This is a genomic window from Reinekea sp., assembly GCF_982785585.1.
Map to the genome: position 1 here is coordinate 110,949 of NZ_CEYAVF010000003.1, position 21,926 is coordinate 132,874.

Sequence of the window (21,926 nt, forward strand, 5' to 3'; positions counted from 1 at the left end):
GATGGGAGTGCCTATTGTCTTATTTCTGCCATCCAAGATGGTTTGACCGGCGTATGTTAGACTATTCTTAAATTTTTTTTGGAGTTTGTATGTCTATTCGCTGGCGTCGTTGGTTATATCCCTTGCTGGTTTTGATCGTTGGCGCCGCCGTGGGCAGTTGGTTGATGTCTAATCCGGTCGCCCGCGCGGGTAAACCAGAGGCCGGCGTGGTTGTGGACCCCTTGCTCGATGCCCCAACGGTGGCGGCGCTAGCGCCGTTGTCTCAATCTTATGCTCCGCAGATGCAACTCTACAGTCAGTTGCAGAGTCGCCAGCAGGTCTCGGTAACCAGTCCGGCCAGTGCCGATGTGTTGGCAGTTCGGGTCCAAGAAGGCGATAGCGTTGAGGCTGGCGCGGTTTTAATCGAATTAGACACCCGCGCCCTGACCCGTCAGGTTGATCAATTAGCAGCACGTCGCCAAGATTTAAATGCTCGGCGCGCGCTCGAGGCGCAGCAGCATGACAGCAATAAGAAGGCCCTGGACATCGAACGCAATCTGGTCGCCATCGCGCGACGCAGCGTCGAACGCTTGACCGACCTGAAGGCTCGTAATCTGACGTCCTCATCTGAAATGGAAGTAGTCGAACGCACCTATCAAAACCAACTCTTAGCACTGCAGAATCGTGAGCTGGCAATAGCACGATTCCGCTTAGTGGATCAGCAGTATCAGGCACAGGGTGTCGATTTGGACAGTCAACTCGATCAGGCCAAACAAGCCCTGGCCGAGGCGACCATCAGCGCTCCTTTTGCCGGTCGCGTCTCGCGCGTGCTGGTTCAGGTCGGTGCGCAGGTCCAGTCTGGCGCAGCGTTACTGACCCTAGTGGACCCCGATCAGCAGCAGCTCGTTGCGTGGGCCGCGGCGAGCAGCTTGGCCGGCGTGGATTTGTTAAGCGGACTCAGCGGCAACCTGGCACTGGACGCCCAACTGGGTAACCAAGCCGACATTCAGACCGTCGGTGTGGCGCTGTCCTATGTTGATCCTGCCTCAGATGGCGGCAGCCTGCGGTTGTTTTTCGCCACTGACCCGGGGGCTAATACCTTAGTGCTCAATCGCTATTATCGACTGTGGATCGATCTGCCGCGAGTGGAAGCTTTCGCCGTGCCGCAAACCTCGGTCTACAGTGATCAATATGTTTATCGAGTCGAGAACGATGCCTTGGTTCGGGTGCCGGTCCAGATGGTCGGCGATCGCTTGCAGGATGGTGAGCTCTGGCGCTTGGTCACCGGTGACCTTGACGGTAGCAAGGTATTAGCAACCCGATTGCAAGAAGCCGCCCAAGGGTTGGCGGTGCGTGTTGCTAGCACACCCAACTCGCTTGTTTTGCGCTAGGAGAATTCGATGACCGGAATCATAAGCGCTTTTGCCAAGCATCGGATCGCCCCGAATGCGATGATGTTTATCGTTATCTTTCTCGGCCTGATTGGCCTGGATCGGCTCAATACCCAGTTTTTACCCGACTTCGATCTTAATTTGGTGCGGGTCAGTACGCCTTGGCCGGGTGCCAGTGCTGAAGATGTTCAAGAGGGTCTCTCTATCCCGGTCGAACGCGCCATTCTTGGTCTGACCGACGTCAAGCGGGTCACCACGACCAGCATCGAGGGGCGGGCAGAGATGACCGTGACGCTAAACGATTCGGCCGCTCCGATCGAGCAGGTCATGAGCGATATCGAGAGCGTCATTGCCGCTCTGTCGCTGCCCGATGGCGCCGACGACACGGTGGTCGATGCCGTAGTGGTCTTCGACCCAGTCGCCGATGTCCTGATCTACGGGGATCTGACACTTGAGGAGTTGGAACTGCTCAGCGACCGGGCTGAAAAAAGCCTCAAGGCGTCAGGGATTCGCCAAGTGGTGGTCAGTGGCCTACCGGAGCGGCGCATTGAAGCGGAGTTAACGATCAATGACTATCTCAGTGTCGGGGTTGGTCTGGACCAGATCGGCGAGCAGTTTGCTCGCTCGAACATCAATGCCCCAGCCGGCATTACCGGAGCCGACGCGGTAACCACGCAGATTCGCGTGCGTAATGCCGAACAGACGGCCACTAATTTAGCCCGACAGAGCGTCACGCTTAATGACCAACTGTTGAGTCTCGACCAGATCGCCGACGTGTCGAGTCTTCGCGATGACAGTCAGAGCCTGATTTTTTATCAAGATTTGCCTGCCTTGAAGCTCAGCCTGAGCCGTTCCGGTGAACAGGATACGCTGGAAATGGCCGATGCATTGGCCGCCTGGCAGACCGATTTCGCCGAACAATTGCCCGGCGGAGCCCAGATCCTGGTCTACAACGAGACCTATAAGTTTGTTCAATCGCGAGTCAGTATTATCGTCAATAACGGCCTGAGTGGGCTGGTATTGGTCTTGATAGTGTTATTTATCTTTCTCAATCATCGACTGGCTTGGTGGGTCGCCGTTGGCGTGCCGGTGTCCTTTTTAGCAACCTTTATGTTCCTGGAATTGTCCGGCAATTCAATCAATGTGATCAGCCTGCTTGGATTTCTGATTGCGCTCGGGGTGATCGTCGATGACGCCATCGTGGTGGGGGAAAACGCTTACGCCAATATGGCCAATGGCGATGAGCCAGAGGCGGCGGCGATAAAAGCGGCGAAACGCATGTTGCCGGCGGTGGTTGCCTCATCGGTGACTACCATCGCGGCCTTCCTGCCGTTGTTGCTGGTCGGCGGGCCATCGGGCGCGTTCACCAAGGGTGTCCCGATTGTTGTGATTATGGCCATACTCGCGTCGCTGATCGAATGTTTTCTGATCTTACCGGGCCATTTGGCGCACAGCTTTAAGAAGGGCCAAGCCAGAACGCCGAGCCGCTGGCGGCAAGCTTTTGAACGCGGTTTTGACGCCTTTCGTCAGAAGGGTGTACGCCGTGTGGTGACTTGGGCTGTCGATTATCGCGCGACTACTTTCACGCTGGTGATCATGGCCTTAGTGCTGTCGATCATGCTGGTCGTGTCTGGGCGGGTCAAATTCGTCTTCTTCCCCGCCATTCAAGCCCCTCAGGTGCAGTTGCAGGCGGAGTTTGCCGAAGGTACCCCGCAAGCGACCATAGAGGCTTTCTTGATTGATATGGAGCAAGCCTTGTTGAGCGTCGAACGCGATGCTGGCGAGCCTCTGGTATCGACCATCATCCGTGAATTGCAGGCCGGCTCAGCGCAACGCGGCGAGCTCTTTGTTCAGCTCGATGCCGGTACCGATCGCGGTCTGTCCAATACCCAGATCATCAGCGCCTGGCGGGCCAAGGTCACGCCACCGGCTGGCTTGGTAAAGCTTAGCTTTGTGGAAGGTCAACAAGGTCCCTCTACCAACGGCGTGAGTGTGCGTTTAATCTCCGAAGACCTAGCCCAATTGCAGGGTGCCAGTCAGTTGCTCAAGATGGAGTTAGCGGAAATGACCGGTCTGCTCGATATTCGCGATGACCTGCCCTTAGGCGCGGAACAAATAAATTTGAAGCTGACGGCAGATGCCCAGGCTTTGGGGCTCACCCCAACCATGCTGGCCCGCTCATTGCGTGAATTTGTCGACGGCTATGAAGTACAAAGTCTGCAGGTCGAGGGCGAGGAGTTGTCGCTGGTGTTGCGTATCCGTGAGACCGATGTCGACAGTTGGTTTGCCTTAGCGCAATTACCAATCGCCTTGGGCAATGGTGCTTTTCGGCCGCTCGCGGCCTTGGCCAGCCCGAGCTCTGAGCGAGCCATTCAACAACTTAGCCGAGTCGATGGCGAGCTGTCAGCGGTCATTACCGCCCAGTTGGCCAACCGAGGCGTTAACCTGACTGAAATCAATCAGGCGATCGATCAAGACATGCGTGCCCAACTGAGTAATGCCTTTCCCAATGTTCGCCTCGATGTAGAGGGCGATCAAGCGTCTCAGGCGGAATTCTTTGCCGACGTTAAGACCGGCGGACTGTTCGGTCTAGCGCTGATCTTTATCACCCTAGCTTGGGTGTTTGAGAGCTGGACCTGGCCCTTTGCCGTGATCAGTGCGATTCCATTCGCCCTGACCGGTGCCATCGTAGGCCACTGGGTGTTGGATCTGGATCTGAGTGTGTTAAGTATCTACGGGCTATTCGGTTTATCGGGGATTGTGATCAATGATTCCATTGTTCTAGTTAGTTTCTATCGAGAATTGCGTAGCCAAGGCATGCCGATGCGCGAGGCGGTCATCGAGGCCAGTGTGCAGCGTTTCCGCGCCGTTCTGCTGACCACGCTGACCACCGTGGGCGGCCTAACACCATTGATGTTCGAAACCTCGTTCGATGCTCAATTTTTGATTCCCCTAGCGGCCGGCATCGCTTTCGGTCTGATGTATGGCATCGTGCTGATTCTGCTCTTCGTGCCCGCCATGCTACTGTCGTTGGAGAATTTTTTGGCCCGGTTCAATACCCCGACAGATCGCTCGTTAGCTGAACCGGTGTTGGCAGCGATAGAGCCATAGCCAGGTGTCGGTCTCGGACCAGGGTCGCTTTTACCGCAACGGTCAGGATCATCGTGGTGGGTGGCTGGTCAGCTTCGCTGATGTTCACCAAAGCTTTGGCTTTAATGGGGTGCGCATTGGCCGCTGGGTAACGGCCGAGGAAAAGGCCGTCTCGGCGCCGCTCTTTTACGATGCGTTGGCCGATCTGATGAGCATTTTGGCAGCCCCGGCAATCCTCATATCATTGCGTGGAACTCTTTCATTGGAATATGGTACCGGCGGTCAATGGGGCGTCGCGGCCCATTACACTCCGGCCATGCGCGCCTTTGCGCTGGCCAAAAATGCCGGTCCCGGCAGTATAGCTCATGAGTGGTTCCATGCCTTCGATCACTATATAGCGGGCAAAAGCATCATCGACCCGGCGCCGTTGGACTTCGCCTCCAGCGCATGGACTAACCAACGGCCAACCATCGATCACCCGCTCAACCAATTGTTATTTGCTTGCTTCGAGAAGATTTTTTACCAACCGGACAGCCGAGTAGCCAGTCCGTTGCTGCTCGCGGCCCAACAGGCCGATCGACGTGCCGGTCGACGCTACTACAGCTTGCCAGCGGAAATGTGCGCGCGCGCCTTCGAAGCCTTTGTGCAGGACGCCGCGATTAAAAACACCTATCTGGTCAAGGGCACCCGTCAATCTGCGGAGGCAGAGCTTGGTCTGTACCCTAAGGCCACGCAACGCAGCGAGGTTAATCGAGCCTTTGCCAGCTATTTCAGCACCCTGGGGGCTCTGCTACACAAGTCCCCACAGGGCTCAAGCGCGGGCTAGAGAACCAGCCAGTCACGTCGATTTTGAATTCATCATCGGTTTGACCTACTCTTCGAGCAAGGCAGGTCAACAAGCTTATCAGTGCGCCTGACGAAAAGAAGCCGGAGCTCGTTGGCTGCGGCGCAGCGGTCTAATGGGAGTGCGCCTCGATGCGGATGAAGATAATTTTTGGCTTTGTAATACTTGGGCTGATCCAGCCCGCGGCGATAGCGCTTGCCAGTGACGAAGTGATAAATGTGCACTACCACGATCGGCCTCCCTATGCCGTCTCGACCCCGTCCGGAATGGTCAGTGGCTTAACGGCCAGTCCGGTCGTCAAGGCCTTCAGTCAGGCGGGTGTTCAAGTTGCTTGGATCCAAACGCCATCGAACCGGCAGCTGCGGCTGGTGCAGGGTAATAGCGCCAATGATTGCGTGCTCGGTTGGTTTAAAAACGCTGAGCGGGAACAGTTTGCCCGCTTCAGCCAGCCGATCTATAGAGATAAGCCGCAGCGGGTCATCGCCCTAGAGTCGAATCGCCGAGTCACCAAGGGCACTAGCCTGAGTGCACTGCTTAGGGATCAGTCGTTAAAGCTATTGGTTAAGTCCGGCTATTCCTATGGACCGGTGGTTGATCAATTGCTGGTGAAACTTAAGCCCCAAACCACCGTGGTCACCGGTGATAACCTCAGCATGCTGCGCATGCTCAATGCCGGTCGGGTGGATTATTTTTTTGCCGCAGTGGAGGAAATTGACTATTTGATTGGCATCAATGATTTCGCTCGGGCCGATTATCAGTTCCTACCCTTTGTAGAGTTGGCGCAAGGCACCAATCGGCACCTAATGTGCAGTCGGCGGGTGAGCGATGCCCTGCTCGATCGCTTCAACGCTCATTTGCCTCAGTATTAAGCCCCAAGGGTTCACGCCCAAGTCTTAACGCCAGGACCGGGTTTTATTGAGCGCTTCCTTGGCCAGAAAGGCATCCGCCAGATCAACCTGATAGTGGTTGGCGATGGCACAGACAAAGATAAACACATCGGCCAACTCGGCATCGATGCTGCCGACCTGCGAATTGGGGTCCATGGCCAAGCCTTCCCGTTGGCGCACCGCCTTAAACAACTCGCCCACCTCTTCGCCGAGCATCAGGCATTTATCGCGGCCCGTTTGCTGGTCGAAGCCGCGTTCAACTTCCAGCTCGGCAACATAGCGTTGAAAATCGGCCAGCTGGGGCTGGGGGGCTAGTTCGGGCATAGGTTAGAGACTCCGCTAGGGGTGAATGGTTGGCTTAATAATCGCGTTGGATCACGTACTCGGCCAATTGACCCATTAGGCTCTGTGAGTCCAAACCAACGCGTGCGAGTGCCGCTAAGGCCAAACGGCCTTGCTCATCGGCCTGCTGGCGTGCACCGTCAAGTCCGAGCAAACTCACGTAGGTGGCCTTATCCGAGGCCAAATCACTGCCGCTCGGTTTACCCAACACTAGGGTGGAGGCGGTCACATCAAGAATGTCATCGGTGATTTGAAACGCCAAACCTAAGGCATGACCGTAATCATCCAAGGCTTGGAGCAGGGCTGGATCGGCTTGGCTGTGGCACAGTGCGCCCAGACGCAAGGCGGCCTGAATCAGTGCACCAGTTTTAAGGGTATGCAGCGTCTCCAGTTGTTCGAGGGTCAGTTTTTGCTGTTCCGACTGTAAATCGATCATTTGCCCACCGACCATACCATTGGCACCGGCTGCGCGACTTAATTGGGCAATCATCTGGCGAGCTTGTCGGTCGGTCAAATGTTCGTCGTCGGCTAGGATGGCGAATGCTTCCGATTGCAGAGCATCACCGGCCAATATCGCTGTGGCCTCGTCGAAGGCCTTGTGATTGGTGGCCTTACCGCGGCGCAAATCGTCGTTGTCCATGGCCGGCAGATCATCGTGCACCAGGCTGTAAACATGCACCATCTCCAACGCCATGGCCGGCACGAGCCAGTCTTGGGTGTCATTGCCCGCCGCGAGGGCAGCGGCGCGCACCAGGGCTGGCCGCAGTCGCTTACCGCCATTGAGTAGGGAATAATGTATTGCGGTGCGCAGTCGTTCACTGCGTGGTGCTGCAAAACTGGCTAACAGTCGCTCTTCCAGTTGGCTACGGGTATCGCTTAAAAAATCTTCGAGGTTCATTCACGACCCTGTTCAGGCAAGGGCTGGAGGGTCTGTTGGCCGCTTTTGGTCATTAGGATCTGTACCTTCTGCTCAGCCGTCGCGAGCGATTCTTGGCAATCTCGCGTTAACTTTATACCCTGTTCAAAGGCATCCATAGCCTCGTCCAGGCTCAATTGCCCTGATTCTAGCCGCTCTACCAAGGATTCCAAGGTGCTTAGCTTGTCTTCAAAGGCCGGAGTTTTCTTGCTCGCCATGGTATTTCCTCAATAATGATTGTACTAAAGGTAACGATTTGAAAAATAGGGGTCAATATATCCTTTTCCAAGCCGATAGATATACGGCAATAGGGATGTATTATGGCCCGTGTTCGCTCCGGTCGCTCGACACCATTCGAGCATTCGTCGCATAATGGTGACTATGCCGAAAAGGGCTTGGTCTTAGTGTTAAAATGACCCAGTAGGTTGAAAACCGTTCAGGTCAAAAAATTTTATAAAGGGGTAATTTGTGGATATAGCCATGCTGGTTGGGTTAGTCGGCGCCGTAGGTATGATCCTAATGGCAATGTTGCTCGGTGGTAGCCTAACCATATTCATTAACATACCGTCGGTCCTGATCGTATTCGCCGGTAGTACCTTTGTGGCCATGTCAAAAATGACCCTTGAGCAGTTCCTCGGTGTCGGCAAGGTCGTCGGTAAGGCCTTTGCCTTTAAGATGGCCAAGCCCGAAGATATGATTGCCGAGATTGTAGAGCTCGCTGATGGAGCCCGTAAAGGCGGCCTGCTGTCCTTGGAAGGCAAGGAAACCTCGAGTGACTTCTTGTCCAAGGGCATTCAGTTATTGGTCGACGGCCACGATCCTGAAGTGGTCAATGCCTTGCTCAGGAAGGATGTCAGCATGACCACCACCCGGCATGCTGACGGTGGGTTATTTTTCCGAGCGCTCGCCGATGTTGGCCCCGCCATGGGTATGATCGGCACCCTGATTGGCCTAGTGGGCATGTTGGCCAACATGGACGACCCGAAAACCATTGGCCCAGCCATGGCGGTGGCACTTCTGACTACCCTGTACGGATCATTCTTGGCCACGGTGGTTGCCATTCCGATTGCGGACAAGTTGGCGGTTCGCGCCACGCAGGAAGAAATTATCCAGAAAATGGCCATCGATGGGATATTGGCGATTCAGGCGGGTCAAAACCCCCGTATTGTCGAAACGATGTTAAACAGTTATTTGCCAGCCAATATACGCGTTGGCGGTTAGTGAAAGGTAGTTAGTAGACTATGGATGATGATGAAGAAGACGATTGTCCCGAATGTGTTCCCGGCCTACCCGCATGGATGGGCACCTTTTCGGATCTGATGGCCCTGCTGATGTGCTTTTTTGTGCTGTTGCTGTCCTTCTCCGAAATGGATGCCTTAAAATTTAAGCGTCTAGCGGGTTCGTTGCGCAACGCCTTCGGTGTGCAGACTCAGATTTACGCCGATGCTATCCCTAAGGGGACCAGTATTATTGCGCAAAATTTCAGTCCTGGTCGCCCAGATCCGACGCCGTTGAGCGTGATCAAGCAGGATACAGTGGACGATCTTAAGGATTCATTGGAGACGCTGTGCCAAGACACTTTTACTATGCAGGAAAAGCGGCAGGGTGAAGACGGCGGTCTGACCCGTGAGATAATGATGCCCGATGCCGTCACCGAAAAAATCGCCGAACAAATGGCCCAGGCCTTGGCTGAGGAAATTGCTGAAGGCATGCTGCAAATAGAAGCGGTCAATCAGACCATTGTTATTCGCGTTAAGGAGCAGAGCTTTGGCGCGGGCAGTGACTATGTGGCCGATCAATTCTTACCCGTATTGGATAAGGTGCGCAGCCTGTTGGTGACCACACCCGGCGAGATTCTGGTCGAGGGTCATACCGATGACCGGCCTATCGCCACCAGTCGGTTTCGCAATAATTGGCTGTTGAGTGCTTCTCGAGCCTTGGCCGTGGCGGAATATTTGTTTATTGCACCGGAACTGTCGGAGAACCGCTTTACCATCGTCGGCCATGGGGCCAGTAAACCCTTGGCGCTAAATGATACCCGGGAAGGGCGGTCGCAAAACCGACGAGTGGAAATTTTGATCAGGCGCACCAATCCTGAATACGACAAGCCCATTATACCTGTGCAAGAACAGGGCGAGGACGTGGACGGTGGTGACCCGGCATCCTTTGGCTTGACTCCGGATGAGATCTTTTAACGGCTCACCGGCCGCCTCACCGAGCAATCGCCCTCGAGCGGTTGTTCGGTGAGCGGCTGCACTGCTCTAGTCGTTGCCGTCGGCCGAGTCTGGCCCATCAGCTTGACTGACCGTGTTTGACTCGGTAACGGCGCCTGTGGAGACCCCAACCAACTCATCTCGCAAGGTCTCTAGCTCTTCGCGCACCAATGCCTCATCTTCAGCCAATCGAGTGCGTTTGGCTTCCTCTTTGCCCTGCTCGCTACACAGCTTTGCAGCCTCGTCCCATTTCAATGCCGTGATTAACTCGATGGCCAGCGCTTGCTGAACGTCCGGTTCGGTCAATTCATTCTGCTTGTCGATGATCTTATCGAGCTGGTTATTGAGTTTGAGCATTTGCTTGGAAATATCACCAGCCATCTTCGCAATCACCTCATAATTATATGTCATTAGTACCTCGGTCTCAGTGCAGTGTCTGTTTTCGAAATGTCTTGGGTCTGTATGAATATACAGTACTGCCCGTAGTCAGCGCAACCCATCCTAGCGTCGTTCGGCGCTAGAATAGCATCCGCAAACCTATATCTGGGGCAGGGGTAGATTGGTTTTAATTTCGCCAAATCGATTTAAACAACCCTCCCGAGCTCATAAAAATCTGGTCTTATTAGCGGGTGGCAAACACCACCGCTGGCCTACAGTTGGTAAAAAAGGATATACAGCGGTGTTTAATACTGACTAGGATGAGAGGATTTAGGAATGAGATTTGTTAAATATATAGCGTTAGTTTGGCTGTCGTTGTTAGCCATCTCCGCCCAGGCCGCGCAAATTGAATTGAATAAGGTCGATAGTCGATTGCATTCAAAATATGGCTTTAGGTGGCAAGGTATTAATATTGAAGCGGTTGTGGAAAACCTAGCCTATGAGAAAAAAGTACAGCTGATGTACCGCGACGATGACGGTGAATGGGCGACCGAAGATCTGAGCTATTCCGGTTCAATAGGGGATGGCTTGGAAACCTGGTCGTTGTGGATTAATCGCAACATAACTGGCCCTTATGCAGAGGGTGAGGCCTTGGATCTGGAGTTTGTATTGCGCTACGAAGTTGACGGCGCGGTCTACTGGGATAATAACCTGACCCGAAACTATTTTATTCCGGCCGGATCAGGTGAATACACGCCCAAGCCGTTATTGGTCGATACGGCCGTTTCTCGGGCACCCTATGACTACGACTACAATGGCAACACCGGTCATGTAAACGGCTATCTTAGTATCGATGTGATGCTGCAAAACTATGCCATGTATAAGGATGTCGAAATTCACTACTCCTATGATAACTGGCAGACCACCCATATCGGCAATGCCAGCTTCGTCTCGGGCCGTTATAAGGGCTATTCTTGGGTGAGCTATCCAAATGCCAATGATGTTGAGGTGTGGAACTTTTACAGCGCCGGACCGGAAGCTCAGAGTGACGCCGAGTCGCTTCAGTTTGCGGTTAAATACAGCGTCGACGGTCAAGTTTATTGGGACAATAATTATGGTCAAAATTACAGCCTAACCACTGTGCGCTAATTTAGATCCGGACGGGCGGCCCATTGTCGCGCGTCCGCTTTCTAGCCAGGGCGAACTGCTAGTCTTATGTCCTCGCTCCGATACTTCTATACAGTCCATTTCTTTTTGATAATAATGTTAATTTAAATATAAACTTAGTTCGAAAAACTAAAATATTTTTACTGACATTCCTACCGTTTTGATAAAAGATAGTCGATTAATCAACGTTAAACCTCGACGCTGTGGCTATGCTAATTACATGAAGATTAAAAATAATTTCCTCGAGCAACATGCAATTCTCTCGTCCAAGCTGCGCTGCCCGACCCGCCCTCAACATCTAATTGCCCGAAATCGGCTGCTCATGAGGCTGGATGAAAATCAAACCAATGCCCTGACTCTTATTCAAGCGCCCGCTGGTTTTGGCAAAACAACCCTGCTTGGAAGTTGGTTTGAACAACAGGAAAACCAGAAGGGCTGGTTTACCGCTGATGAATTGGATAACGATTTCCCCCGCTTTGTAACTTATCTATTTGCCCTGCTTGCGCAGATGCCCGATAAAAAGGTGGCCCGATTCTGCTCCGACACGACGAAAATAAACTCCACAAATCTTCTTCAGATTGTCGAATTCTTTTGTCAACAGCTACGTCATTTCTGCCGGCCCCCTTTGCTAGTGATCGATGATTGGCACTGTATCTCTGAACCCCTAATTGTGGAATTGCTGGCCAAAATCCTCGAGCGTGCACACGACAAGATGCATCTGGTGGTCGCATCGCGGTTACCTATTTTGGGTTTGTCCTGTGTGCTTAAGGCGGACTATAAGTTTTGTGAATTATCCATGGAAGATTTGAAGTTTACCGAGCAAGAGACCAGCGCTTTTTTCGATGACCTAAGTGTTCGCCATTATATCCACCAGGACAAACAGTTGCTGCAGGAAGTTGATGGTTGGGTCGCAGCCTTGCAGTTGATTCGCATCTCCCACCTGTCTGAGCCGTCATGGCAACCGAGTCTGGACTTGCAGCAACGGCGCATGATTGGAGATTATCTGCTGGAAGAAATTATCAGCACGCTCGACCAGCCAACACTGGTCTTCTTGGCTGCTACCTCCATTTGCCGGCGGTTTAATTTAGAGTTGGCCCAGGCATTAACGAGTCTTACATCGGCCGGTCCAATTCTGGAACACTTGCAGCAGCGACAGCTGTTTGTCACCACGACCGGTCGGAAAGACGTTTGGTATCGCTATCACAGTATTTTTCGCGCCGCGGTCATTAAACATTGCCAAGCTTGCTTGCCATTGGGGTTGTCGGCGTTAAATTTAATCGCCGCTCAGTGGTGGTTGGAACGCGGCTACTATCTGGAATCGGCCGATCATTTTATTGCTTCGGGCGACCGTGATGCCCTGATTGTCTTTATCGTCAACTGGGGTTGGGAGCTTTATCGCAAGGGCCAGTACCCAGTTTTGAACCACTGCTTTGACGCGCTGAGCTGGGAACAGATCATTGCCCAGCCATACTTGACCCTGACCTTTGCCTGGTTGTCATTGGTTAATGAACGCACTGGGCTTGCCAGCGCCGTGGTCAACGAGGGCGAGCAGATTTTCTTGGCAAATGGTGAGCTGACGCCCACCATTTATTCGGGTTTGGCCGGTGTTAAGGCGGCCATTGCGGCCATCCAAGAAGACTATGGCGAGGCCATTCAATGGGGTCAAGCGGCCATTATCCAGGCAGACGATAAACAGCTGCAATGGGAGCGATGTCAGGCTTATCTGGCCCTAGCAGAAGCCTACTTTAACAATTGTGATTTCCCCGTGGCCCTAGCCTATACCCAAAAAGCTGAAGCGGTTTGCGTGCAAAATAACTACACCACGCTCAAGGTGCGGACCTTTCATCTACAGGCCCGCATTCTTTTTCAGCAAAATAAACTCGAGCAAAGTCTGGCGCTGCAGCAAGCGGCATTGGACATCGGTCGAGACCAGGGCCTGTCAAAAATATTTCCGCTCGACCATCTCTATCGTACCCATGCCTCGACCTTAAAAACTCTGCACCGCTATAGCTTGGCGCAGCAGTATCTGACGTTGGCGGAATCGATCAAACGACCCTCTGGCAACTATTGGCGATATCCCACCCTAGTCGAGCAATTGATTATTGCGATGGCAAGCGGTAAACAGAGCAATGAGGCACTGCTAAAGCTGGCCACAGATATTTGCCAATTAGAGCAGCACCATAGGTTTTGTCAGGCGTGGCGGGTCGAGGGTGAGGCCGCCTTAGTGCTCTATTGGATTTATGCCGGTCGGGTATCCAAGCTACGCTCCTACCTGCGGGTGCCAAAGGGCCCGGCTCAGGCTGTGGTCAGCTTTGGCAACACCGAGTCCTGGACGCGGGCCCTCGCCTATATGGCGCGAAACGAATTTGATCGCGCCGTCCACCTATTAGATGCCTCGCATGCACAGGGCATGGCCCAAGGGGCCGCCTTGTTTTGTCTGCAGGTTCGAATCACTCAGGGTATCGCCCATTTTATGCACGCAGATCCAGAGCAAGGTTGCCAGATGTTACGGGCGGAGTCGGCAGAGCTTGGTTTTGAACATCTATTTAAACTACTAGTGAATGTATTTCAATTGACCGCAAATGAGTGCCAAGCAGAATTTTTAATTGCTCACGGCCTGCCGATAGAGAGTCGATTTAATATAAATTTCGAGCACTCCCGGGCGTTGATCTTTAGAGTGCTAACTCGGCGGGAAATTCGGGTCCTGTATCTGTTGACCACTGGATTAAAAAATAAGGAAATTGCCACCGATATGAATATTACGGTGTCGACGGTGCGTTCTCATATTAAGTCGATCAATCGAAAATTGGCGTTTGAAACGCGCGCCGATGCGGTTGAGTTAGCACGAAATTTGAAATTGGAAGCCTAATGCTAGGGTGCGTCCGAGCTGGGCAGATGCGCCTTGATGATCTCATACAGGGCCGGTCTTTTTTCGGCCATCTCCATAGCGGTGAGCCCTTCCATCGAGTGCGGATATTTCAGCCAGGCGGCTGTCTGATGAATAAAGTAGTCCGGTATCCGGCTGACTTCACTGCGCGATGGCTTGTAGTAGGGCACTGCGACACGAATATCTTGGGGCATGTTGTTCCGGGTTCGCTGTGCCAGTTGGCCGATAATGGCCTCTATTGAGCGACCGGTATCAAACACATCATCGACTATGAGCAAACTATCGTGTTGCTGGACACTTTTGACCAGATAGTTTAGATCATGCACCTTCACCGTGCGGCTTTGTTGATCGATACCGGCCGCATAGGATGAGGTGCGAATAGCGATATTATCGGTTTCGATGCCGTGAAAGCTTAAATATTCCTGGACTGCAATCCCGATCGGCGCGCCGCCGCGCCAAACCGCGATGATAAAGCTGGGGCGGAAGCCGCTGAGTAAAACCTGTTCGGCGAGTTTGAACGAATCGATCAGTAATTGTTCGCCGGTTAAATAGGTTTTTTGCAACCGAACCTCCTGTTGAGCATCGCTCAGTGTTGTGGCCTAATGAGCCCGAGTATAGATAGCCGAGTCGGTTAAACCAACCCTTTTCCGAGGGTCTCACAAGGACGCCGCATGAAAAAACGTTACCTGGACGAAGACACCCTGATCGAGGACTCGTTTCGGCTCGGGCTGCAGATTTTTGAAAGCGGGTTTCGCCCCAGCTTTATCGTTGGCCTGTGGCGCGGGGGCAGTGCGGTCGGTATCTATGTACAAGAATGCCTGCAGACACTCGGCGTCGACACCGACCATATCTCGATTCGCACGTCCTATACCGGCTTGCCGGCCTACCAGTCGATGGTGGATCAGCCTTCGGCTATTCGCATCCACGGTACCCAGTATTTGATCGACCATCTGAATGCCGGTGACCGGCTATTGATCGTCGACGACGTGTTCAGTACCGGCCACAGCATCGAAGCCACGCTGGCCCGGCTGCGCTCTCAGCTTAAATTGAATATGCCTGAGCAGGTCCGAGTCGCGACCCTATTTCAACGCTCAGACTTTCAACGAACCGACTTAAAACCGGACTATTGTTTGCACCAAACCACTGATTGGCTGGTCTTCCCCTACGAGTTAAAGGGCCTGACGCCGGGAGAAATAGATGCCCATAAGCCCTATGTCAGCAACCTGATCCATCCAGAACGGATTAAGCCACGCACCACTGATATTGAGTAAGGCTACGAGGCCTGTATCGCTGCAGACATTAGCCTTGAGCGTTATTAAAGGGGTTACTGAGTTGCGTGCTAGGTTGGCATAGGAAGAGGCGTGGGGAGGGCTGTTTAAAAGCGCCAGTCGTTCTGGCGCGACAACGACAAACCCCGCCGGGGTTTGTCGATCAATCTTATTGCTCGAGTGTACCTTCCACACCGGCAACATAATAGTTCATGCCCAACAGTGCGCCATCGTCCATAACTTGACCGTCGGCCAATACTTCAACGCCGGCCTGGTTGTTGATGGGACCGGTAAAGGGGTGCAGGGTACCCGCTGCGATCTGCTTGGTAAGCATCTCGACCTTGGTCACGACATCGGCTGGAACCGCCTTATTGATTGGCGCCATCGTCGTCATGTTGGCCGCAATGCCCTTCCAAGTATCGGTAGAGGACCAAGTGCCATCTAAGGCAGCCTGAACGCGACCGACATAGTAGTCATTCCAGTTATGCACGGCCGCAGTCAGATGCGCGGTTGGGCCATACGAAGACATATCGGAGTGATAGCCAACTGCATAGACACCGGCGGATTCAGCTGCCTGAACGGCTGCAGGCGAATCGGTATGGAAGGTGATTACGTCGGCTTTCTGATTAATCAGGCTGTCGGCCGCTTCACGTTCCTTAGCGGGATCAAACCAGGTGTTCACCCAGACGACCTGAACACTGATATCCGGGTTAACCGACTGAGCGCCCAGCGTAAAGGCGTTGATGCCACGGATGACTTCCGGAATTGGGAACGCACCGATATAGCCAATCACACCGCTTTTGCTCATGTTGCCGGCAACGACACCACTCAAGTAACGGGCTTCATAAATGCGGTCGAAGTAGGTTGCAACGTTGTCGGCACGTTTATAGCCCGACGCGTGTTCGAATTTCACATTCGGGAATTTCTTGGCAACTTTCAAGGTTGCGTTCATGTAACCGAACGAGGTGGTGAAAATCAACTCGTGGCCGCTCTTCGCTAACTGCATCAGGACACGTTCAGCATCAGCGCCCTCAGGGACGTTTTCGACATAGGTGGTCTCAACCTGATCGCCGAAGGTGGCTTCAACAAACATGCGGCCTTCATCGTGGGAGTAGGTCCAGCCGGCTTCACCGGTTGGGCTGACGTATACAAAGCCGATTTTCAACGGCTCGGCCGCCATAGCCGTATTTGTGATGGCCAACCCAAGGGTTAGGCCGAGTGCAGTGATTATTTTTTTCATGGTAGTCTCTTCTGTAAGGGTTAATGGAATTAGTGCGGTTTGTGCCATGGCTTGCCTAACGCCATGGGTTCAAACTGTTTAAGTCGTTCAATATTTTTACTGAGAAAGACAAGCACAACGATGGTGGCCACATAGGGTAAGGTGGCCAGCAGATTTGACGATATCGACAGGCCAAAGCCCTGCGCGATTAGGTGCATGATGCTGGCGAAGCCAAAAAGGTAAGCTCCGAGCATAATGCGACCGACCCGCCAACTGGCAAAGACCACCAACGCCAAGGCGATCCAGCCTCGTCCAGCGGTCATGTTTTCGGTCCATAGCGGGGTGTAGGCGAGGGACAGATAGCCACCGGCCAAACCGGACAGTGCCCCACCAAACATCACCGAGCTATAGCGAATCTTTAGTACCCGTAAGCCGAGATTGCTGCCCACGGTTGGGTTTTCTCCGACGGCCCGCACGCTCAAGCCGGCACGTCCTCGGCGGAAAAACAGATAGATGGCAAAAAATAACACCCAGCTAAAATAGACAATGGCATCCTGGGCAAACAGCGCCCGACCAATCAGCGGGATCGACTCCAGTAAGCCGATATGGATCGTCGGCAGGGCGTCGATGGTCTTACCCTCAAAGCTTGAGCCGATAAAGGCCGACAAGCCAGTGCCGAAGATCGTCAGAGCCAGACCTGAGGCGACCTGATTGGCGTTCAGAGTAATGGCCACGAAGCCGAACAGCAACGCCATCAGAGCGCCGGCCAAGGCCGCCATGGTGAAGCCAAGGAGCAGGTTGCCGGTATAGAAGGTGGTAATAAAGCCGATCACCGCGCCCATCAGCATCATGCCTTCCTGACCCAGATTCAGCACACCACTTTTTTCACACACCAGTTCACCTAGGGCGACGAGTAACAGCGGTGTGCCCGTGCGCACCGTGAGGTAGAAAATATTGGTTAGCAGTTCGATATCCATCAGCGCTCTCCCTGGGCAGGTTTCGCAAACCAGGCGAAATTAAAGTCGGTGCGGATACGATAGCGGATCAGGACATCGCAGGATAAGAGATAGAAAAGAATCAGGCCCTGAAACACCCCGGTGATGGCATTGGGCAGACCGATGGTGATCTGCGCCATCTCGCCGCCTATATAGATGAGTGCCATCAACAGCCCGGCTAGAGTAATGCCCACCGGATGCAAACGACCTAAAAAGGCGACGATAATGGCCGAATAGCCATAGCCGGGCGAGATATGAGGTACCAGCTGTCCGATTGGGCCAGCCACCTCGACCGCACCGGCCAGGCCGGACAAGCCGCCGCAGATCAGCAGTACGGTCAATACCAGTTTGTTTTTGCTAAAGCCGGCCATCCGTGCGGCGGCCGGGTCATGGCCGATGACTTGAATCTGGAAGCCAATAAAGGACTTGCTCACTAGCACCCAGGTTGCCACCAGGGCTAGCAGGGCAAAGGCCAAGCCCAGATGCAGTCGGGTGCCGTCGAACAGGATCGGCAGCAATGTACTGTCACCGAATAGGGCGCTCTCGGGAAAGTTATAACCGTCTGGGTCCTTGAGCGGACCGTAAACCGCCCAGAGCAGTAGGTTCAGCGCAATGTAGTTCATCATGATGGTGGTCAGGGTTTCATTGGTATTCAGTTTAATCTTCATAAACGCGACCAAGCCCGCCCACGCCGCGCCGCCGGCGATACCGGCCAGCACCGTCAAGGGCATGGCCCAGGCACTGTCGGACTGGGTGAACTGTAAGGCCATCACCGTGGTGGTGACCCCACCCATTAAGAGCTGGCCCTCAGCACCGATGTTCCAGACCGAGGCCCGATAACAGAGCGCCAAGCCATAGGCACAGAGCAGAATAGGAATGGCTTTGACGAAGAGTTCACTGACCCCGTACCAGTCGGCCAACGGTAGAATAAAGAAGGTATGCAAGGCCGGCAGCGGCGCCTGACCCAGGGCGGCAAACAGACCGTAGCCGCTCAAGAGGGTCAGTAGAACGGCCATCAGCGGCGAAACATAGGTCCAAAACTTGGACGTTGCCGGGCGAGTTTCTAAGCGAATCATCAGGCAGCCTCCTCGTTAGCGTCAAAGTCACCGGCCATGGCGCGACCCAATTGGGCTAAGGGCATCTGGTCGGTGAGGCGCAAAGGCGATACGGCACCATCGCAGATGGCCCCGAGGCGGTCACAAATTTTATAGAGTTCGTCCAGATCTTCCGACACTACTAGAACGGCGCAACCCTGGTTGCGCAGCGCAAAGATGGTGTTGTGAATGGCCACCTGAGCGCCAATATCGACCCCCCAGGTCGGGTGCGCCATGATCAGCAGCTTGGGTTGCTGTTCGACCTCGCGGCCGATGATAAATTTTTGCAAATTACCGCCCGATAGACTCGCCGCCGAGGCATCCGCGGAGGGCGTCTTAACCTTATATTTGGCAATGATGCGCTCGGTTAGCGCGCGAATCGCGCCGGGTCGCAGGAATCCACGGCGCACTAGGCCGGAGTCAAAGCTGGTCAGCAGGGTGTTCTGATTAAGATCCATTTCCGGCACCGCACCGCGGCCAAGCCGATCCTCGGGCACGAAGGCCAGGCCGAGTCTGCGTCGTTGCAGCGGGCTCAAGGCATCGACACAGTGCCCGTCGATCCACAGCTGTTGGGTCGAGCGGGTATCTTCACCGGATAGGGCACGCAGTAATTCTTCCTGACCGTTGCCGGCAACGCCGGCAATACCGACAATCTCACCGCATTGAACGTTGAAATTAATATTCTTCAAGGCAACTTCGAAGGTCGAGACGGCCTTGGTCGATAACCGGCGGATATCGAGAAACACACCGGTGCCGGTCGCGCGCTGGGTGTCGTTGCTGATCGGGATGTCGTCACCGACCATCATGCGCGCGATGGATTCCGCTGTCTCTTCCTGGGGTCGGCATTGGCCGGTGACCTGACCGTGGCGCAGAATGGTGGCCTTATCGCACAGGCTGACCACCTCATGCAGCTTATGGCTGATAAACAAAATAGAGCAACCCTCCTGGCTGAGCAGGCGCAAGGTCTCAAACAGGCGCTCGACCTCTTGCGGGGTCAGCACCGAGGTGGGTTCATCGAGAATCAACAACTGTATGTCGAGTAGCAGGCAACGCACGATTTCGACCCGCTGTTTCTCACCGGTCGATAGGGTGGCAACCCGTTGTTCGGGGTCCAGCGGCAGACCATAGCGCGCCGAGGTATCCACTATCCGTTGCGCCAGATTGGCGCTGTCACCGACCTGGTCGCCGAGCGCCAATTCAATGTTTTCGCGCACGGTCAGGGTTTCAAAGAGGGAAAAATGCTGAAACACCATGCCGATCCCCAAGGCTCGCGCGTCTGCCGGCGAGTCGATCCGCGTGGGCGTGCCATTCCAGGTCAGAGCGCCCTCATCAGGTTTGGTGACACCATAGAGGATCTTCATCAGGGTGCTCTTACCGGCACCGTTTTCTCCCAGCAGGGCGTGAATCTCGCCATCATCGATGGCCAGACTGATGCGGTCATTGGCAATGCACCCCGGATAACGCTTGCTGATATGAGTCATGGTGAGACGACAGCTCTTTTCCAACCTAACCACCTGTTTTATCTGTTTTGTGTAGCATGAGCTTGAATTTAGTTGCCAAAAAGTACTATTCTAATTCTACTGACCAGATGGTCAGTTTTCTGGTACTGTACTTGCAATAAGCTAACCAATATTGAAATAGAAAATCTTAACAAAAAAGAATAACGCGCACAGGCCAAAATAAGTAGCTTTATCAAGCACGCGGCGGCATCAGGAGGGTGAGGGTGATTGAATTTTTACTGAATCAGGAGCGAGTCCAGCTCGACGGTCTGGCACCAAACTTGAGCGTTTTAGACTGGCTGCGCACTCAAAAAGGGCTTGCCGGCACCAAAGAAGGCTGTGCCTCTGGTGATTGCGGGGCCTGTACGGTGTTACTCGGGTCGATGGACGCCGATGGTCTGCGCTATCGCAGCGTTAATGCCTGTCTTCTATTGTTGGCCCAGGTTCAGGGCCAACACCTACTCACCGTAGAAGGCTTAACCGAGTCCGGCGACCTGACTCTAGATCGTCTGCATCCGGTGCAGCAAGCCATGGTCGCCTATCACGGCGCTCAATGTGGTTTTTGTACCCCAGGATTTATAATGAGCCTGACCGGCCTCTATCTTAATCACCGTGACTATCCGGGCGACAGTGTGGTGATTCACGCACTGGGCGGTAACCTGTGCCGCTGTACCGGTTATCGGCCGATCCTCGATGCCGCGCGCAGCCTTTTTCAAGCGCCGCCGGTGGAGCTGTTAACCAGCCCGGCGGCGGCGGCCTTTTTTGCGGCGCCGCTCGATCCGCAGCCGAGTCTCAGCGCTGCGGGCCGGACGATTTACCTGCCGCAAGACTTAGCCAGCCTACTGCGCCTGCGCGCGGCTAACCCGGCGGCCCGTCTGGTGGCCGGTGGCACCGATCTATGCCTGGAATTTAGTCAACAACTCAAGCCCTGTCCGGATCTAATCTCCGTCGCGCAGGTCGCCGAGCTGAAGTCCTGTACCACCCTGGACGGTGCCTTAAGTATCGGTGCGGCGGTACCCTACAGTGAATTTCAAACAACGATCAATGCGCTCTATCCGCAGGCCGCGGAGCTCTGGACCCGACTTGGCTCGGAACAAATTCGCAATGCTGGCACGCTCGGCGGGAGTCTGGGCAATGCCTCACCCATCGGCGATCCGGCCCCGCTCTTATTAGCGCTGTCGGCGACCGTGCTGTGCAGCTCGGTAGAGGGTGAGCGCGAGCTGCCGGTGGCGGATTTTTTCACCGCTTACCGGCAAACGCTGCTGCGTCCCAATGAGGTGATCCGAGCGGTGCACATCCCGGCCCATTCGGCCGCGACCAAGCTGGTCTGCTACAAGATTTCCAAGCGTATCGAAGACGATATATCCGCGGTGCTCTGTGTCATTGCTTATGAACTGGACGACAATCAGATCGTTCGGGTGCGCACCGGCTTCGGCGGTATGGCGGCCACGCCGGCCCCGGCTCGCCGGGTAGAGCAGGCGCTATTGGGCCAAGACTTTAGCCTAGCCAACTTGCAGCGTGCCGCCGAGCAGTTAGCCGCCGATTTTCAACCATTGTCCGATGTACGCGCCTCCAGTGCCTATCGCTTGACGGTGGCCCAGAATTTATTCGAACGCCTCTGGTATCAACATCAGGGCGATATTGAGGTAAGGGTAGCGCATGCGGCACTTTGAAACCGATCCACCGCCGAACGAGCATCGCGTCGTTGGCCAGGCCGTGGCACACGATAGTGCGTTGCTGCACGTCAGCGGTCGGGC

General features: G+C 54.2%; 19 protein-coding genes. 10 read left to right on the plus strand and 9 right to left on the minus strand.

The genetic code is table 11. From position 1 onward, the window contains the following. Positions 1-89: 89 nt before the first annotated feature. From AC4FIC_RS02380 to AC4FIC_RS02395, 4 genes are all read left to right on the plus strand, one after another. The gene (locus tag AC4FIC_RS02380; protein ID WP_100258154.1) at positions 90-1,370 is read left to right on the plus strand and encodes an efflux RND transporter periplasmic adaptor subunit; all 1,281 of its coding nucleotides are present in this window, start codon (positions 90-92) and stop codon (positions 1,368-1,370) included. A gap of 9 nt (positions 1,371-1,379) precedes the next feature. Beyond that, complete coding sequence (locus tag AC4FIC_RS02385) at positions 1,380-4,481, plus strand: efflux RND transporter permease subunit (protein WP_100258153.1); 3,102 nt, start codon at positions 1,380-1,382, stop codon at positions 4,479-4,481. Between the two features lie 4 nt (positions 4,482-4,485). Further along, complete coding sequence (locus AC4FIC_RS02390; RefSeq protein WP_476195063.1) at positions 4,486-5,286, plus strand: CLCA_X family protein; 801 nt, start codon at positions 4,486-4,488, stop codon at positions 5,284-5,286. 155 nt (positions 5,287-5,441) lie between these two features. Continuing rightward, positions 5,442-6,173 carry a substrate-binding periplasmic protein gene (locus AC4FIC_RS02395; RefSeq protein WP_476194338.1) on the plus strand — a complete coding sequence of 244 codons (732 nt, stop codon included), beginning with the start codon at positions 5,442-5,444 and terminating at the stop codon, positions 6,171-6,173. 24 nt (positions 6,174-6,197) lie between these two features. Here AC4FIC_RS02395 and AC4FIC_RS02400 read toward each other — a convergent pair whose 3' ends face one another. The 3 genes from AC4FIC_RS02400 to AC4FIC_RS02410 are packed head-to-tail and all read right to left on the minus strand — an operon-like array spanning position 6,198 to position 7,667. Continuing rightward, a complete protein-coding gene (locus AC4FIC_RS02400) occupies positions 6,198-6,515 on the minus strand; it encodes a MazG nucleotide pyrophosphohydrolase domain-containing protein (protein ID WP_100258150.1) in 318 nt (105 codons plus the stop codon). A gap of 34 nt (positions 6,516-6,549) precedes the next feature. Then, positions 6,550-7,431 (minus strand): polyprenyl synthetase family protein, encoded by an 882-nt coding sequence (locus AC4FIC_RS02405; protein ID WP_100258149.1) that lies wholly within the window; start codon positions 7,429-7,431, stop codon positions 6,550-6,552. After that, positions 7,428-7,667 (minus strand): exodeoxyribonuclease VII small subunit, encoded by a 240-nt coding sequence (locus tag AC4FIC_RS02410; protein WP_100258148.1) that lies wholly within the window; start codon positions 7,665-7,667, stop codon positions 7,428-7,430. Before AC4FIC_RS02410 ends, AC4FIC_RS02405 begins: the two co-directional genes overlap by 4 nt. 250 nt (positions 7,668-7,917) lie before the next feature. Here AC4FIC_RS02410 and pomA point away from each other — a divergent pair, with 250 nt between their 5' ends. After that, entirely contained in the window at positions 7,918-8,670 is a 753-nt protein-coding gene (gene pomA, locus AC4FIC_RS02415) for a flagellar motor protein PomA (RefSeq protein WP_100258147.1), read from the plus strand. Between the two features lie 20 nt (positions 8,671-8,690). Then, positions 8,691-9,644 carry a MotB family protein gene (locus tag AC4FIC_RS02420; protein ID WP_100258146.1) on the plus strand — a complete coding sequence of 318 codons (954 nt, stop codon included), beginning with the start codon at positions 8,691-8,693 and terminating at the stop codon, positions 9,642-9,644. Positions 9,645-9,710: 66 nt separating this feature from the next. Here the strand turns inward: AC4FIC_RS02420 and AC4FIC_RS02425 are convergent, their stop codons facing one another. Continuing rightward, positions 9,711-10,073, minus strand: a complete 363-nt coding sequence (locus AC4FIC_RS02425; protein ID WP_100258145.1) for a hypothetical protein — start codon at positions 10,071-10,073, stop codon at positions 9,711-9,713. Positions 10,074-10,376: 303 nt separating this feature from the next. Here AC4FIC_RS02425 and AC4FIC_RS02430 point away from each other — a divergent pair, with 303 nt between their 5' ends. After that, the gene (locus AC4FIC_RS02430; protein ID WP_100258144.1) at positions 10,377-11,189 is read left to right on the plus strand and encodes a carbohydrate-binding protein; all 813 of its coding nucleotides are present in this window, start codon (positions 10,377-10,379) and stop codon (positions 11,187-11,189) included. A gap of 238 nt (positions 11,190-11,427) precedes the next feature. Next, complete coding sequence (locus AC4FIC_RS02435) at positions 11,428-14,076, plus strand: winged helix-turn-helix domain-containing protein (RefSeq protein WP_273286466.1); 2,649 nt, start codon at positions 11,428-11,430, stop codon at positions 14,074-14,076. A gap of 2 nt (positions 14,077-14,078) precedes the next feature. Here AC4FIC_RS02435 and AC4FIC_RS02440 read toward each other — a convergent pair whose 3' ends face one another. Then, positions 14,079-14,657, minus strand: coding sequence for a phosphoribosyltransferase (locus tag AC4FIC_RS02440; RefSeq protein WP_100258142.1), 579 nt, complete (start codon positions 14,655-14,657; stop codon positions 14,079-14,081). Positions 14,658-14,765: 108 nt separating this feature from the next. On the opposite strand from AC4FIC_RS02440, the gene AC4FIC_RS02445 reads away from it, so the two are divergent. After that, on the plus strand, positions 14,766-15,365 hold the full coding sequence (locus AC4FIC_RS02445; protein ID WP_100258141.1) for a phosphoribosyltransferase: 600 nt from the start codon (positions 14,766-14,768) through the stop codon (positions 15,363-15,365). A 166-nt stretch (positions 15,366-15,531) separates the two neighbouring features. Here AC4FIC_RS02445 and AC4FIC_RS02450 read toward each other — a convergent pair whose 3' ends face one another. From AC4FIC_RS02450 to AC4FIC_RS02465, 4 genes are read right to left on the minus strand one after another with little or no spacing between them, the layout of a single operon-like run. After that, positions 15,532-16,602, minus strand: a complete 1,071-nt coding sequence (locus AC4FIC_RS02450; protein ID WP_100258140.1) for a BMP family ABC transporter substrate-binding protein — start codon at positions 16,600-16,602, stop codon at positions 15,532-15,534. 29 nt (positions 16,603-16,631) lie between these two features. Continuing rightward, on the minus strand, positions 16,632-17,558 hold the full coding sequence (locus tag AC4FIC_RS02455; RefSeq protein WP_100258139.1) for an ABC transporter permease: 927 nt from the start codon (positions 17,556-17,558) through the stop codon (positions 16,632-16,634). Beyond that, positions 17,558-18,652: an ABC transporter permease gene (locus AC4FIC_RS02460; RefSeq protein ID WP_227003695.1), complete on the minus strand. Its 1,095-nt coding sequence runs from the start codon at positions 18,650-18,652 to the stop codon at positions 17,558-17,560. The genes AC4FIC_RS02455 and AC4FIC_RS02460 overlap by 1 nt, the downstream gene beginning before the upstream one ends. Further along, complete coding sequence (locus AC4FIC_RS02465; RefSeq protein WP_100258137.1) at positions 18,652-20,151, minus strand: ABC transporter ATP-binding protein; 1,500 nt, start codon at positions 20,149-20,151, stop codon at positions 18,652-18,654. Before AC4FIC_RS02465 ends, AC4FIC_RS02460 begins: the two co-directional genes overlap by 1 nt. A 242-nt stretch (positions 20,152-20,393) precedes the next feature. Here AC4FIC_RS02465 and xdhA point away from each other — a divergent pair, with 242 nt between their 5' ends. Then, on the plus strand, positions 20,394-21,842 hold the full coding sequence (xdhA, locus tag AC4FIC_RS02470; protein WP_476194336.1) for a xanthine dehydrogenase small subunit: 1,449 nt from the start codon (positions 20,394-20,396) through the stop codon (positions 21,840-21,842). Positions 21,843-21,926: the final 84 nt, after the last annotated feature.

Bases quoted from the DNA above. Each gene is read 5' to 3' on its own strand.
- AC4FIC_RS02455 (WP_100258139.1), bottom strand. From the start codon at position 17,558: ATGGATATCGAACTGCTAACCAATATTTTCTACCTCACGGTGCGCACG.
- AC4FIC_RS02425 (WP_100258145.1), bottom strand. From the start codon at position 10,073: ATGACATATAATTATGAGGTGATTGCGAAGATGGCTGGTGATATTTCC.
- AC4FIC_RS02445 (WP_100258141.1), top strand. From the start codon at position 14,766: ATGAAAAAACGTTACCTGGACGAAGACACCCTGATCGAGGACTCGTTT.
- AC4FIC_RS02395 (WP_476194338.1), top strand. From the start codon at position 5,442: ATGAAGATAATTTTTGGCTTTGTAATACTTGGGCTGATCCAGCCCGCG.
- AC4FIC_RS02405 (WP_100258149.1), bottom strand. From the start codon at position 7,431: ATGAACCTCGAAGATTTTTTAAGCGATACCCGTAGCCAACTGGAAGAG.
- AC4FIC_RS02450 (WP_100258140.1), bottom strand. From the start codon at position 16,602: ATGAAAAAAATAATCACTGCACTCGGCCTAACCCTTGGGTTGGCCATC.
- AC4FIC_RS02385 (WP_100258153.1), top strand. From the start codon at position 1,380: ATGACCGGAATCATAAGCGCTTTTGCCAAGCATCGGATCGCCCCGAAT.
- AC4FIC_RS02430 (WP_100258144.1), top strand. From the start codon at position 10,377: ATGAGATTTGTTAAATATATAGCGTTAGTTTGGCTGTCGTTGTTAGCC.
- AC4FIC_RS02435 (WP_273286466.1), top strand. From the start codon at position 11,428: ATGAAGATTAAAAATAATTTCCTCGAGCAACATGCAATTCTCTCGTCC.
- AC4FIC_RS02465 (WP_100258137.1), bottom strand. From the start codon at position 20,151: ATGACTCATATCAGCAAGCGTTATCCGGGGTGCATTGCCAATGACCGC.
- AC4FIC_RS02420 (WP_100258146.1), top strand. From the start codon at position 8,691: ATGGATGATGATGAAGAAGACGATTGTCCCGAATGTGTTCCCGGCCTA.
- AC4FIC_RS02410 (WP_100258148.1), bottom strand. From the start codon at position 7,667: ATGGCGAGCAAGAAAACTCCGGCCTTTGAAGACAAGCTAAGCACCTTG.
- AC4FIC_RS02400 (WP_100258150.1), bottom strand. From the start codon at position 6,515: ATGCCCGAACTAGCCCCCCAGCCCCAGCTGGCCGATTTTCAACGCTAT.
- AC4FIC_RS02380 (WP_100258154.1), top strand. From the start codon at position 90: ATGTCTATTCGCTGGCGTCGTTGGTTATATCCCTTGCTGGTTTTGATC.
- AC4FIC_RS02460 (WP_227003695.1), bottom strand. From the start codon at position 18,652: ATGATTCGCTTAGAAACTCGCCCGGCAACGTCCAAGTTTTGGACCTAT.